The organism is Streptomyces scabichelini (genome assembly GCF_011045015.1).
Taxonomy (GTDB): Bacteria; Actinomycetota; Actinomycetes; order Streptomycetales; family Streptomycetaceae; genus Streptomyces; species Streptomyces scabichelini.
In genome coordinates this window covers 19,513-32,851 of sequence record NZ_JAAKZY010000045.1, presented here as the reverse complement: position 1 = coordinate 32,851, position 13,339 = coordinate 19,513, and the positions used below count along the sequence as shown (strand labels likewise).

General features: G+C 70.5%; 13 protein-coding genes. 2 read left to right on the top strand and 11 right to left on the bottom strand.

Features of this window, described 5'->3' with window-relative positions; translation table 11 throughout:
- Positions 1–21 precede the first annotated feature (21 nt).
- The 8 genes from G5C60_RS16570 to G5C60_RS16535 all read right to left on the bottom strand — a co-directional run bounded on the left by G5C60_RS16570 (position 22) and on the right by G5C60_RS16535 (position 6,732).
- On the bottom strand, positions 22–1,083 hold the full coding sequence (locus tag G5C60_RS16570) for a CU044_5270 family protein (RefSeq protein ID WP_165259863.1): 1,062 nt from the start codon (positions 1,081–1,083) through the stop codon (positions 22–24).
- The gene (locus tag G5C60_RS16565) at positions 1,080–1,685 is read right to left on the bottom strand and encodes a sigma-70 family RNA polymerase sigma factor (RefSeq protein ID WP_165259916.1); all 606 of its coding nucleotides are present in this window, start codon (positions 1,683–1,685) and stop codon (positions 1,080–1,082) included. Before G5C60_RS16565 ends, G5C60_RS16570 begins: the two co-directional genes overlap by 4 nt.
- Before the next feature lie 271 nt (positions 1,686–1,956).
- Positions 1,957–3,573 carry an amidase gene (locus G5C60_RS16560; RefSeq protein ID WP_165259861.1) on the bottom strand — a complete coding sequence of 539 codons (1,617 nt, stop codon included), beginning with the start codon at positions 3,571–3,573 and terminating at the stop codon, positions 1,957–1,959.
- Positions 3,570–3,863 (bottom strand): hypothetical protein, encoded by a 294-nt coding sequence (locus G5C60_RS16555; RefSeq protein ID WP_206439615.1) that lies wholly within the window; start codon positions 3,861–3,863, stop codon positions 3,570–3,572. Before G5C60_RS16555 ends, G5C60_RS16560 begins: the two co-directional genes overlap by 4 nt.
- A 129-nt stretch (positions 3,864–3,992) precedes the next feature.
- Positions 3,993–4,922 (bottom strand): homocysteine S-methyltransferase, encoded by a 930-nt coding sequence (gene mmuM / locus G5C60_RS16550; RefSeq protein WP_165259859.1) that lies wholly within the window; start codon positions 4,920–4,922, stop codon positions 3,993–3,995.
- Positions 4,919–5,413 carry a DinB family protein gene (locus G5C60_RS54145; RefSeq protein ID WP_165259857.1) on the bottom strand — a complete coding sequence of 165 codons (495 nt, stop codon included), beginning with the start codon at positions 5,411–5,413 and terminating at the stop codon, positions 4,919–4,921. The genes mmuM and G5C60_RS54145 overlap by 4 nt, the downstream gene beginning before the upstream one ends.
- 18 nt (positions 5,414–5,431) lie before the next feature.
- Positions 5,432–5,800: a hypothetical protein gene (locus G5C60_RS16540; RefSeq protein ID WP_206439614.1), complete on the bottom strand. Its 369-nt coding sequence runs from the start codon at positions 5,798–5,800 to the stop codon at positions 5,432–5,434.
- A gap of 83 nt (positions 5,801–5,883) precedes the next feature.
- Complete coding sequence (locus G5C60_RS16535) at positions 5,884–6,732, bottom strand: LysR family transcriptional regulator (RefSeq protein ID WP_165259855.1); 849 nt, start codon at positions 6,730–6,732, stop codon at positions 5,884–5,886.
- Between the two features lie 130 nt (positions 6,733–6,862).
- Here G5C60_RS16535 and G5C60_RS16530 point away from each other — a divergent pair, with 130 nt between their 5' ends.
- Positions 6,863–7,615, top strand: coding sequence for an NADPH-dependent F420 reductase (locus G5C60_RS16530; protein ID WP_165259853.1), 753 nt, complete (start codon positions 6,863–6,865; stop codon positions 7,613–7,615).
- Between the two features lie 404 nt (positions 7,616–8,019).
- On the opposite strand, the gene G5C60_RS16525 is transcribed toward G5C60_RS16530, so the two are convergent.
- From G5C60_RS16525 to thrS, 3 genes are all read right to left on the bottom strand, one after another.
- Complete coding sequence (locus tag G5C60_RS16525; RefSeq protein ID WP_165259851.1) at positions 8,020–9,165, bottom strand: alpha/beta hydrolase; 1,146 nt, start codon at positions 9,163–9,165, stop codon at positions 8,020–8,022.
- Positions 9,166–9,367: 202 nt separating this feature from the next.
- On the bottom strand, positions 9,368–10,060 hold the full coding sequence (locus tag G5C60_RS16520; RefSeq protein ID WP_165259849.1) for a TetR/AcrR family transcriptional regulator: 693 nt from the start codon (positions 10,058–10,060) through the stop codon (positions 9,368–9,370).
- A 290-nt stretch (positions 10,061–10,350) separates the two neighbouring features.
- Positions 10,351–11,631, bottom strand: coding sequence for a threonine--tRNA ligase (gene thrS, locus G5C60_RS16515; protein WP_165259847.1), 1,281 nt, complete (start codon positions 11,629–11,631; stop codon positions 10,351–10,353).
- 320 nt (positions 11,632–11,951) lie between these two features.
- Between thrS and G5C60_RS51130 the strand changes: the two genes are divergently transcribed.
- Entirely contained in the window at positions 11,952–13,295 is a 1,344-nt protein-coding gene (locus G5C60_RS51130; protein ID WP_206439613.1) for a protein kinase family protein, read from the top strand.
- Positions 13,296–13,339: the final 44 nt, after the last annotated feature.

The following is a 13,339-nucleotide window of genomic DNA, read 5'->3' as shown; positions in this document are numbered from 1 at the left end:
CCCGCCTCCGGTGGTCAACGGTCAGCTTTGGCGCCTGGTCTGTGTCCGCTCCGCGTCGGTGGGCTGCCGGCCGGCTTCGTCGACGACGGCGTGTTCCAGCTCGGCCGCGCTGGACAGCAGGGTCCCGGCCTTTCCGTATGGGGCGTCCTTGGTCAGGTAGCTGCGGGAGCCCAGGAAGGCGAAGTCCTTCTCGTCGAAGACCCACTCGGTCCGGATGCTGTACCGCGTGTCGTCGCGGGCGATACCGAGGCCCTTGCGACCGATCGCGTCGCGGGCCTGAGGGGCCGGGGTGACACCGGGGATCTTCGCCGCGGCCCGGTAGAGGGCGGCGGCCGTACGGGGTGGCATCACCCCGCCGAGCAAAGATCCGATCTGCTCGAACACCGCCTGGTCACGTTCCCGTCCATCGGCCTGCGGGGTCTTGGCGTACAGATAGGTCAGCAGTTTGCCGGGGTCGGTGGGCAGCGAGCTGAGCCAGCGGTGGGTGGGCCGGTTGATACCGGCGGGTGTGCCCTCGGTGTCACCGAGTTCGGCGTTGATGGGCAACGTCTCACCGTCCTCCCGGACCAGGCCGAGCTTCCGCAGGGGCCCCGGCTCCTGAGCGGCCCACACCTCACGGTCCATCAGCGGGCCGAGGACGGCCTTCCCGCTGGTCAGGTCGGCGCCACGGGTCTTCTCCCTGGTGTAAACGAACTGGTCGTCGCGCACCGTGAGGCCGACGCGCGTCTCCGTGGCGTCGGAGATCCGGTCCAGGAGCGCGGCGGCGGGCTGCATGTCCGTGGCCGCACGGTGCGACGCGGTGTCGGCGGGCGCCGGGTCACCGCCGGTCAGCACGATCCCCGCGGTCACCGCGCAGGCCAGGGCCAGAGCGGTCGCCGGCGCCAGGACCGCGGGCCGCAGCAGTCGGCGGGCCGGCCGGGTACGGGCGACCTGGTCGTGGTCGATGTGGTGCATCAGAAGGTCCCTGTGACGAAGGTGCTGCTCGCGCGGAAGGTCCCAGTCGGCCGGGGCCGGGAGCAGGCGGGCGATCTCCTCGCGGTCGCCGTGCCGCTCCGGGGAAGTGCCGGTGGTGTCGTCGTTCATGTGAGCTCCTCCCGTACGGGCAGGGCCGCGATCGCGGCCGCACTTGTCATCTCTCCGCGGGCGGTGCGTGGTTCCCGGTCTTCTTCCGCGAGGTGAGCGAGCTTCTTGCGGGCACGCGAAAGGCGGGACCGTACGGTTCCGACGGCGATGCCCAGCGCTTCGGCCGTCTGCTGGTAGTCCAGGCCGGACCACACGCACAAGGCCAGTACTTCCCGCTCCTGACGCCGCAGCCGTCCCAGCGCGGTCTGCACGGCACGCAAGTACCGTGCGTCGTCGATGCGCCCGATCGTCCGGGGCGCGAAGTCCTCCTCCACACGTGGCTGCGGCTGACGCGCCAGGAACAACTGCCGTCTGCGGACTCCCCGGCGGGCGTTGTCCGCCTTGTGGGTGGCGATGCCCAGCAGCCAGGGCAGCAGGGAGCCGCCGTCCTCCTGCACCCGCACGCGGGTCCGCCATGCGGTCAGGAACGTTTCGGACATGATCTCTTCGGCTGTCGACCAGTCGCCCGTCAATCGCAGCCCGTGGTTGTAGACGGCGCGGGCGAACTGCTCGTACAGCAGGGCGAACGCCTCTCGGTCCCCCTCGCGCACACGGCGACGCACATCGTTTTCTGAGTCCCTCACGACCACTTCTCTCCGCGACACGGGAGGAGTTCCTGTGGCCTGTGTCACGCACTGGTGCGAGCGCAACGCCGTAGAAGTCCAGAGGCACATCATAGGGAGGGGGCGAGGAGGCCCTCGGTGCGGTGCGGTGGTGTACGGGCAGTGGGGCGAGGAGACCGCCGGCGGGCGGCGGCTGTCGGGCACAGACAAACCAGTCCGCCGAGGGCTCTCAGCCTGCACGACCGCCGCGACAGTGACGGCGCCTTGACACCTACGCCGACCTCTCGGCGGCCTCCTTCGCCGAGAGGCGGGGCCGGGCGCCCGCCGAGCGCAGCGCGGGCTTTGTCGTGGGGTCGGGTGGGCGGCGGGTGTGCCAGTCGGTGAGCGCCTGGTACGCCGCGGCGACCTCCAGCAGCCGGTCCTCCTCGTAGGGGTGACCGCCGAGGATCGTGCCGACCGGGACGCCCGCGCTGTCGAAGCCGATGGGGAAGGCGATCTCCGGGAGGCCGAGGATGTCGAAGGGGACGGGGCCGGTCTGGAGCAGGACGTCGCAGTCGCTCAGAGGGCCGTCGAGGACCTCCCTCAGAAGGTGGTTCTTGGCTCGCTGGGCCGTGATCCACTCGTCGCCCGAGAGCATCAGGCCCTGGAGCCAACTCAGCAGTGACACACCGAACTTGGCCGGGTCCTCGCGCAGCCAGTGCCGGAAGGGCTCGGTGCGTTCGGCGAGGCGGGCCGCGTTGAAGGTGCCGGTCAGAAGTGTCCAGTCGGCCGGGTAGGTGACGTCGACCAGGGTTACACCCCGGATCGCGTCCAACTGGTCGAGGAAGCTGCCGCGCAACTCCTTCCGGTCGGCGAGGTAGTCGGCGGGGACACCGATCCTCGTGGCCCGGCGTATGCGAACGGCCTTCGAAACGACCGGAGTTGCGGACTTCACGAGATCGGGCACGGCCGGAAGACCCTGTGTGCGCGGGTCACGGGAGTCGGGTCCCGCCATGATCTGCAGCATGATCGCCGCATCCATGGCGTCGCGGGCGAGCGGGCCCGCGTGGTCACGGGTGAAGGACAGGGGGATCACGCCGTGCAGGGACACCCGGCCCATGGTGGGCTTGAGGCCCGTCAGGTTCTGCTGGTTGGACGGCAGCACGATGGAGCCGCCCGTCTGGGTACCGATGGACGACGAGGCGAGGCGCCCGGCCACCGCGCAGGCGGGCCCGGTCGAGGAGCCCCCGGGGTCGACGGCCGGGTCGTCGGGCGTCCAGGCGTTGACCGTGGTGACCGTACCGTTCGGCTTGGTGGCCCGGGTCGTGGCCAGCGGCCCCATCTGTCCCTTGCCGAGGACGATTCCGCCGGCCGCCCTCAGCCGGGCCACGGCGGTGGCGTCCTCGTCCGGGACGAAGTTCTCGAAGATGAGGGAGTTGCAGCGGGTGGGCACGCCGTCGGTGAAGTAGTTGTCCTTGATGCAGACAGGGATGCCGCCCAGTACGCCCACGGAGCCACGGTCCGCCGCGCGCGCCGCTTCGAGGGCCGCCTCGCCGGTGACCTCTGCGTACGCCTGGTAGGTGGCGTCATGGCGCTCGATCCGCTCCAGGTACGCCTGGACGAGTTCCGTCGCCGTCAGCTTTCCGCGCCGCATGAGGACGACGGCCTCGGCGAGGGTGGCTTCGGAGGGGTCCTGCCGGGCGGCCTCTCGTACGTCGATGTCGGGGATGCGTACGGTCGCGGCTCCCGCGGTGCTCGCTGAACCCGCGGCGTTCGCCGAGCCCGTGGCGTTCGACGAGCCCGCGGCGCTCGCCGGACTCGTGTTCTGCAGGGCAAGACCGCTCGCCACCGCCGCCGAACTTGCCAGAAAAATCCGCCGGTTGAGGGATCGGATGGGGGATCGGCTCATCGGCCGTCCGCCTTCCCCGTCCAGGCCTCCGTGATCGACGGATAGAGAAGCGGGGGCGCGGCCTGCTGGGCGTACACGGGACTCTCCGCCGACGCGGACCACCCGGCTATCGCACCCGGCGTGGACGCCACGAACGACCGCAGCGAGGCGAGCACCTGGTCCCGCGTGGGTACCCCGCTCTCCGGGTCCGCCTTCTCGGGGAGCAGCGTCAGATCGAACCCGGCCAGCGCCAGCCTCGTCCGGACGTACGCGTCCAACTGCTCCTGCGTGGGCGGCTGCACCTCGCTCAAGGCGGACCTCCGTGATCGGCGTACGGGTACGGGGACTTCATCACCCCGCCGTGAAGGCCTCGTTGAGCCTGTGCTTCACCGGAGTTACGGGAGTTCCGGTATGTGCCCCTGGCGACCGTTCCGCGAACGTCAACCGGCCTTGAGCGCCCCCGAGATGCCCGCGATCGCCTCCGGCCCCACCCGGCAGCAGCCCCCGATCAGCCGGGCCCCCGCCCGCTGCCAGCCGACGACCTGCTCGGCGGCGAACGTGGAGCGCCCGCTCCAGGCGCGGGCCTCGGCGTCCCAGGACTCGCCGCTGTTCGGATAGACCACGACCGGCTTGCCGGTCACCCGCGCGGCGGTCTCCACGGCGGCGTCCACGTCGTCCGGGGCGCAGCAGTTCACGCCCACCGCGATCACCTCGTCCGCGTCGGCGGCGAGCGCGAAGGCCTCCTCCAGCGGCTGCCCGGCCCGCGTCCGGTCCCCGGCGACGCTGTACGACAGCCACGCCGGTACGCCGAGCCCGCGCACCGCCCGGAGCAGCGCCCGCGCCTCGTCGGCATCGGGCACCGTCTCCAGCGCCAGGACGTCAGGAGATGCGGCGGCCAGCACCTCTAGCCGGGGCCGGTGGAACCGCTCAAGCTCGGCGACGCTGAGCCCGTACCGCCCCCGGTACTCCGAACCGTCCGCGAGCATCGCCCCGTACGGACCGGCCGACGCCGCCACCCACAGCGGTCGGCGCACCCCCTCGGCCGTGGCCCGCCGGGCGGCCTCGCGGGCCAACTCCACGCTCAGCCCGAGCAGTTCGGCCGCGCGCTCGCGGGAGAGACCGCGCTTGGCGAACCCCTCGAAAGTCGCCTGGTAGCTGGAGGTGATCGCCACGTTCGCGCCCGCCTCGAAGTACGCGAGATGAGCCTGAGCGATCGCCTCCGGCCGCTCGGCGAGCAGCCGTGCCGACCACAGCTCGTCGCTCAGGTCGTGCCCGGCCGATTCGAGCTGGTTGGACAGGCCGCCGTCGAGGACGATGGGGCCGGTGGCGAGGGCTTCGGGGAGGGTGCGGGAGGTGGCGGCGCTGGTCATGCCACGACGCTAAGCGCTCCGCTGGAAGAACGGTAATGAACCTGCGGGCCGGTGGGGGCTGGTTGCTCCCCACTCTCGGCTGCGCTCGAGCGGGGGGACCCCCATCGCGGCGGAGCCGCAAATCGGCACGTCGGCGAGGTACGCCCACGCGCTGACCTGCCGTGGTCGCGGCGCACTCCGGGGCGGCGGCCGGCCGTGCGGACCAGCCACAGGTCTTCCTGGTTGGCGATGTGGGCCAAGTCCCAGACCAGGGGGGACATCAGCCGGGAGCGCTGGGCGGTGAGGTCCATGTCGGTGACCGGGTCGGTCAGGCTCAGGGTCCGGCGCCGGGCGGCCTCCAGCGCGGTGCGGGCCGCGGCCGACGGCGTCTGGGGCGTACGCAGAGGCGTCTCGGAGTCTGCCGGGGCAGCGGATGCGTCGGGGACTGGTGTGGCAGTGGGGGCGGCGGTGGACCCGTTTCGGGCCGTACAGGAGGTGGGGGCGTTCGTCATGGCATGCCTTTGCGGGGGTCAGGTGCGGCGGAGCGCGTCCAGATGGTCATGGGCGGGGGAACGGCCGCGCTCTGTGTAGCGCTCGGCGAAATCGGTCAGGACATGCCGCAGGACCGCCGGGGTGCCGGGAACGGCGAGGGCGCTGTCGGCCGCGGCAAAGCAGGCGCGGGCGGCCTTGGCGAGGTCCTGGTCGTCGAGGCCGGTGCGGGCCGCCCGCAGCCAGACGTCGTGGGAGGGGACGGGCCGCTGCGAGTCCGGGCAGAGTGGCTCGGTTGCCGCGTAGGCGGCATCGGCCGCCACCGTGTCGTTCAGGAGCGTCGCGTGTTCACGTCCCCGGAATTCTCGTACGAGCGGCCACGTTCGGGACGTCGTTCGAGGCCAGCTCAAGAACAAGCTCAGCGTATTGCCGCTGGTTCGGGGCGGGATGCGGCGTTCCTTCCCGGAAAGGCCTACTCGCCTGAGGTGGAAGTTCAATCCGCGAACGCGGTCACGTACGACGCCACGCACGGCTCCGGGGTGGCCAGTGAGGTGACGACGTGGCCATCGACGGTCACCGGCGGGTCGAGCGGCATCTGGAGCAGCCGCTCGGAGCGGGACCCGTCGAGTTGCTCGGCCGGCATCAGCGTCCAGCTCTCGGTATCCCGGCTCACCTCGAACAGCACGTTGAGCATGTCCCCGGCAGGCGGCCGCAGTGGGGCCACGGGCAGGGCGGCGAGGATCGCGTCATGCATCGGCGGGTCACTGTCGCGGGCGGGAAGCCGCAGACCGTACGGATCGAGGTCGTGCAGGCTGACCGCGGGCTTGCAGGCAGCGGGGTGTTCACGCGCGAGCACTGCGTGCAGCGGCTCAGACCAGGCGCGCACCACCGTCACCGCCGCGGAGGTGAGCGCGCCCCGCACCAGCGCCAGGTCCAGCTCGCCGTCGCGGACGGCGTCGAGTCGCGCGGCCACCGGCAGGTCGACCAGTTTCGGCTCGGCGGGGCGTTCGCTGTCGCTCAAGCGGCCAACCGCCCGGTCGAGCCGTCCAGTGACGCAGGACGCCACCCCGATCCGCAGGACGGCCGCCGGTTCTCCGGCAACCACCCGCACCCGGGCCGCCGCAGCGAGGGTCTTACGGGCCGCAGCGAGCACTCGGTCGCCAGCCGGGGTGAGCCGTACCCGGCGTGAGGTGCGGTCGAGCAGGCGCACGCCGAGCTCGCGTTCGAGCCGGGCGATCTGCTGGCTCACCGCCGGCTGCACTATGCCCAGCCGTTGCGCTGCGCGCCCGAAGTGCAGCTCCTCGGCGACGGTCACGAAGTACTGCAGCGCTCTCAGTTCCATCTGCCCGATCTATCACACGATGTGATTGCTGCCGAGCGTTTCTGGTCATTGTTCGCGCAGGTCACTCCGGCTGTGATGGGTACGAGCCCGCCAGAGCGGTCCTACCCGCTGGATGCCGCGACGCGGGGAAATGCGAACGGAGAACAGAGTGAGCACAACAACCCTCGGCGTCATCGGCACCGGCATGGTCGGCCTCGGGGCCGCCCGCCGCGCCGTCGACGCCGGCCTGAACGTCGTCCTGAGCAACTCACGCGGCCCCGAGACGCTGGCCGATCTCGTTGCGGAGCTCGGCGAGCGGGCCCGCGCGGCCACCCCGGCCGAAGCAGCAAGCGCCGGCAATCTGGTCATCGCATCCGTACCGCTGGCCGCCTACGAGCAGCTGCCCCGGGCGGAGCTTGCCGGCAAGACCGTGATCGACCCGATGAACTACGCGCCAAATTCCAACTTCGAAGTGCCGGAACTCGACAGCAACGAGCTGACCTCCAGCGAACTGGTGCAGCGCCACCTCGCAGATGCCCAGGTGGTGAAGGCATTGCACAACATCGGCCCCAAGCAGTTGATGGAGCTGTTCCGCCCGACCGGAGCCCCCGACCGCACCGCGCTCCCACTTTCCGGCGACGACCCGGACGCCAAGAAGGAGGTGGCCGACCTGCTGGACGTCCTCGGCTTCGATGCGGTAGACCTCGGCACACTGGCCGACAGCTGGCGCAGCGAACCCAACACCCCGTTGTACGCCATCCCGTACGTGGGACAGCCGCCGTCCGGCCTCACCGCCAAGGAATTCGTGGCCTGGGCCCAGCAGGCGCCCGGTGTGCCCGTACCAGTCGCCCGGATCAAGGAGCTCGCCGCCGCATTGCGAGGGCCTGCGGGTTTCCGGATGTAATAGCGGGTGATCCGCCCCGACGGTACGGCCAAGCGTCCGCTCACCGTCACCGCGACTGTCATGCAGGCGCTGCGGCATGGGGATCCCTGGGGGGCCTCGGCCCCGGGCCTGCGCGAGCAGCTGTGCCGCACCGGTGTCGGAGCCGTCGTCGGTCTGCCTGGCCCAGGTCGTCCAGTGCATGGTCAGGCAGTCGAAGAGATCCTCGCGGAAGTGTGACGCCACCGCGAACGCTTCCCGTTGGGCATTTGTGTGCAGCGGACTCAGTCCCCACGGCCTTCGTGCTGATCTGGCTCTTTGGTCGGAGCACAGGATCAGACGGAGGCCGTGTTCACGTCCCCGGAATCCTCGTACGAGGGGTCACGTTCGGGACATCGTTCGAGGTCAAACCATAGAGAACACGCTCATCAGGACACGGCGTCCTTGACCCACTGGAGGATTGCCGCGTTGGTCTGGGTCGCGTTTTTGTGTAGCTGCACGTCGTGGCCGCTGTCGGGGACGACGATGGCCTTGAGGTTGGCCTTGTCGGAGTAGTAGGGCCGTTCGTTGGCCAGCATCGACTCGGGGGTGCAGGTGCCGGTGGTGCAGTACTGGTCCTTGTCACCGACGACGAGGAGGGTCGGTACCTTGATCGAACGGGAGGGCGACTGCGACGGAGGAAGGTTCTCGCTGCCCGAGTCCGCCGCGGTGCTCACGTCCTTGAGGCGTTCGTCCGCCTTGATGACGGCCGGGTCGGCGTTGGGTGTGTGGTAGAAGAACTGCCGCATGCCGGCGTTGGTGGTCAGGTAGCCGGGGTCGTTGATATTGCCGCGGAACTTGGGGTCGTCCTTCGCCTTGATCTCGAACTGGATGTCCTCGGCGGGGCCGTCGTCGTCCGAGAGCTCCTCTTCCCGGACGACATGGCTCATGCTGGTGAGCACGAAGGCGTCGATGTCGTCGTTGTACTTCCTGGCCTGGGACCAGCCCATCGAGGAGCCCAGGGAGTGGCCGACCCACACGACCTTGGTGAACTTGCGGTCCTTGACCTCCCCCGCGCGCAGCTTGGTGATCACCTGGTGGATCGCCTGGGTCCCGGAGTCGAGGGTGTAGAGCGAACTGGGCGGCAGTGTGCTCTTGCCGGTGGCGAGCCGGTCGATGTTGAACGTGGAATAGCCTGCGTCGAGGGCCTTGGAGACGTACGAGTAGCGGGAGGACTTCACCGGCATGTCGTAGTAGCTGTGGTTGTAGGTGGAGCCCGCCACCAGCAGCTGGACGGTCGTGCTTGTCTTGGCGGCGTGGCGGGGCTGGCACAGCTCCCCGTATATGTGCGCCTTGCCGGTCTTCTTGACCGAGACCGGCACCTGTACCTCGTAGCAGCGTGCGTCAGGGTGCCTGCTCTGCACGGCGCTTGCGACGTACGTCGCGCCGCCCGAGGAGGTGTGGGCCGGCGCGGAGGGCTCCTCCGGTGCGGAGGTGATCGCGGACACGGCGATCCCGGCCGCGGCGAGCGCCATCGCCGAGGCGAGGAGCGTCTTGGTTTTCGTGGAAAGGGCACGACACCGGCGTGCGGTCATGGTCATCTCCAAAGGGCCGAAGAGGGGCATCGTCGGTGAGCGGAGCGGCCGTGTTCGGCCGCGCGTTCGGTGCGCGTCATGAGTAGGGGGTGCCCGGCCGTACTGAAACGGGCCGGGCAGGGCCATGAGGGCTTGGCGCCCGAGGCGAGAAGGCGGCGGCTTCGCCGGCTCATTGATGGGCCGCGTGCGGGCGTGGGACGGATCAGCCCAGACGGGTCAGGCCGTCCAGGACGATGGCGATGCCGGTGAGGAACTGCTCGCGATCATCGTGCTCGCCGAACTGGCCGACGATGGCGTGCATGAACGGGTAGTCCTCGGGATCGAGCTCCTGCCACGCCGTCACCGACGCGTCCAGGAACGCGGCGCGGTCCGGCTCGACGGCCGAGGGGGCACCGTCGATGTGCGCGTTCTGACTGACAGCCCCGAGGATGTAGTGCACAAGCGTCGAGGCAGCGTCGAACCAGGAACCCTGCGGCACACCCAGGGCCTCCACCTGTCGGCCGATCCTCTCGAAGATCCCCACCGTCACCGGGCCGACCGGATTCCGCACGACCTGCAGGATCAGCCGCGTAGCGAGCCACGGGTGCTCGGCGATCGCATCGAACAGCGCCAGCGCGACGACGCGGATCTCGTCCCCGGGCGTGGCCGCCTCCCCGGTGGGCCTCGCCGCCAAAGCGGCAGTGACGACCGTCTCCGTCACTGTGTCCAGCAACTCCTCCCGGGACCCCACGTGGTAGTAGATCGCCCCGGACCCGGTGGCCAGGCGCTCGGTCAGCGCGCGACTGGTCAGCGCGCCCTCGCCCCCCGCGTCGAGCAGCCCGATCGCGGTGTCGATGATCTTCTCCCGGGAGAGCACCTGGTTACGCCGCTGAGGCCGGCGAGTTCTCGTTGCCATGCCACCACCATGACACATTTGGAGCGCCGTCCCAAATTAGTGCGTTGATCCAAGTGGGAACGGTCTCCCATTGTGGTGCGGCGCACCACAATGGGAGACCGGAGCGCCCCTCCCTGTACATCCGGGATGCGCGGCCGAGTCGACGACGCTTCGCATGAGGCCAAACTCGCTTAGGGGCGCGATACCGCACCGGACTTGACCAAGGCCACTCAGTCGAATAGGCGCCCGACGCCCTGGTGCGCCCAGGCCATGAACAGTTTGCCCACAATGCGGACCGCCCGCCCCCGGGATCAGCCGGTCGGTTCGTCCCACAGATCGGTTCGGTGGGCGTCGACCAGCGAACCGATCCGGCCGAGGGCGTCCTCGGCAGGCAAAGGGTCGAGGCGACGGCCGTCCCGCAGTCGCACCGCGACGAGATCGTCGGCGGACTCCTTGGCGCCGATCACCGCCTGGTACGGCACGAGGCGGGCCTCCCGGATCCGGGCGCCCAGGCTGCCGCGATCCGGTCCGGCGATCTCGGCCCGCAGTCCGCGGCGAGAACAACGCCCCGCGAGCGCGACGGCATTCGGCAACTCGGCGGCGGAAACGGGAAGGATCACCACCTGGGTCGGGGCGAGCCAGGCCGGGAAGGCACCGCCGTGCTCCTCGATGAGATGCGCGACGGCTCGTTCCACGCTGCCGATGATGCTGCGGTGGACCATGACGGGACGGTGTTTCGCGCCGTCGGCACCGATGTAGTGCAGGTCGAAACGCCCCGGCTGGTGGAAGTCGATCTGGACGGTGGACAGGGTGGACTCCCGGCCGGCGCCGTCGACGACCTGGACGTCGATCTTCGGCCCGTAGAACGCGGCCTCGCCGTCGGCCGCCTCGTACGGCAGACCGGAGCGATCCAGGACCTCGGTGAGCAGCGCGGTGGACCGCTCCCACAGCTCGGGAGCGGCGACGTACTTTCCGCCGGGCCCCGGCAGCGAGAGCCGGTAGCGCTCCGGGGTGAGGCCGAGCGCCTCGTACGCCCGCCGGATCATCTCCAGCGCCGCCCCGGCCTCGTCGGCGACCTGCTCCAGGGTGCAGAAGATGTGCGCGTCGTTGAGGTGGATGGCCCGTACGCGGGTGAGTCCGCCGAGTACGCCGGACAGCTCGGAGCGGTACATGTCGCCCAACTCGGCCATGCGGAGGGGGAGTTCGCGGTAGCTGTGGGTGCGCGAGCGGTAGATGACCGCGTGATGGGGACACAGGCTGGGGCGCAGCACGACTTGTTCCCTGGCCTGTTGTCCCCCGTCCTGTTGTTCCCTGGCCTGCTCCCCGTCCGGTTCCCGGCCCAGCTCCATCGGCGGGAACATGTCGTCGCTGTAGTGCGACCAGTGACCCGAGATCTCGTACAGCTCCCGCTTGCCCAGCACCGGCGAGTACACGTGCTGGTAGCCCGCCTCCCGCTCCGCGGTGCGGATGTACTCCTCCAGGGTGTGGCGTACGACCGCGCCGTCGGGCAACCAGTACGGCAGCCCCGCCCCGATCAGCGGGTCGGTGTCGAACAGGCCCAGCTCACGGCCGAGTTTGCGGTGGTCGTTCATGGCGGTGATCTCCTCACGGACGGATCATGGACGGCTCCGGCCGAGTGACCCCCGCACAAGCCGAAGCCCCGGGGCACTCGCCCCGGGGCTTCGGACTGACTCATCGTTCAGCGCGCCGGGACACTCTCCGGCGTCGTCGTCATGTGGGCGCGCTTCATGCGGGGGACGGTAGCAGGGGCGGGGCGGCGCCCGCCCGGATTTTTCGGCCGCCGGTGCGCTGCAGGTGTGCCGCCGGTGCGCTGCCGCTGCGGCCGGGGTGCGGCCCCGTACCCACCCACGCACACTCGCCCCCGAACCGCCCCGGATCCTAAGATCGCCGCATGCCCGAAGCCGCCGCCTCAACCTCCCCCCAACTCGCGGACGAAGTCCGGGAGATATTCCAAGTGCCGCCCGAACGCGCCAAGTTCACGCCCCTCACGCACAACCCGAGGAACGGCGTCACCGCAGGCGTCTGGCGCGTGACCGCAGGCGAGCGGTCGGCCGTGCTGAAGGTGCTGACCCGGGGCAAGGACACCACCGAGACCTGGGCGGCCTCGGAGGACCCGCGCCACTGGAACTTCTGGCGGCGTGAGGCGTACGTGTACGAGGAGGGCGTCGCCCGGGCCTGGGAGCCGTGGGGCATCACCGCGCCCGAGCTGCTCGCCTCCGTCGAACGCCCCGACGGCGACGTGGCGTTGTGGCTGGAGGACGTGAGGGGCGAACCGGCCACGGGCTGGTCCACAGAGGCCCACGCGGCGCACGCCCGACGCCTGGGCGCAGCCCACGGCACGGCCCTTGCGGACGGCTGGGCTAGCCCGACTAGCCCGGCCCGCTCGGACGGCCTGGACAGCTCGGATGGCTCGGACGGCCCGGCTAGCCCGGCCAGCTCGGCCACCTCGGAAGGCCTGGACAGCTCGGATGGCCTGGACAGCTCGGATGGCCTGGACGGCCCGGCTAGCCCGGCCAGCTCGGACGGCCGGGGAGGCCCGGACGGCCGGGGAGGCCCGGACGGCCCACCCCTCGACCACTCGTGGCTCAGCCGCCGCTTCCTCCGCGACTACACCGCAGCCCAGACGACCGGCCGGGAACTGCTCGACGACGACACCGCCTGGCGGCAGCCGCTCGTACGCGACCACTTCCCCGCAGGCCTCCGCGAGGACATGGTGCGGCTGCATCACGAACGTGAGTGGTTCCTGCGGGTCATGGAATCGTTGCCCCGTGTCTTCAGCCATCTCGACCAGTGGCCGGCCAACCTCACCTCGCCGCACCGCGGCCGAAGCGTGCTGTTCGACTGGGCGTTCGCGGGTGACGGCGCGCTCGGCGAGGACATCGGCAACTACATCCCCGACACCATCTTCGACCGGTTCCTGCCCGCCGCCCGGCTGCCCGAGCTGGCGACCGCCGTGTACGAGGGCTACGTACGGGGCCTGCGCGAAAGCGGCTGGCAGGGCGACGAACGGATCGTACGGCTCGGCGTGTGCGCCTCCGCCGTGAAGTACGACTGGCTCACCGCCCTGATGCTGTCCCGCGCGAGCGACGCCCAGCAGCTCGACTACGGCGGCGGCCGCACCGTGGAGGCCGAGCACCACTACCGCGAGCGGGGCGTGGTGCTGGCCTTCCTGGCGGACTGGGCACGAGAGGCCCGCGGGCTCGCGACGGAACTCGGCTTCAGCCGCAGCCGCTGAGCCGCACGGCCGCAGCCACTGAGCCGCAGCCGCAGCCGCAGCCA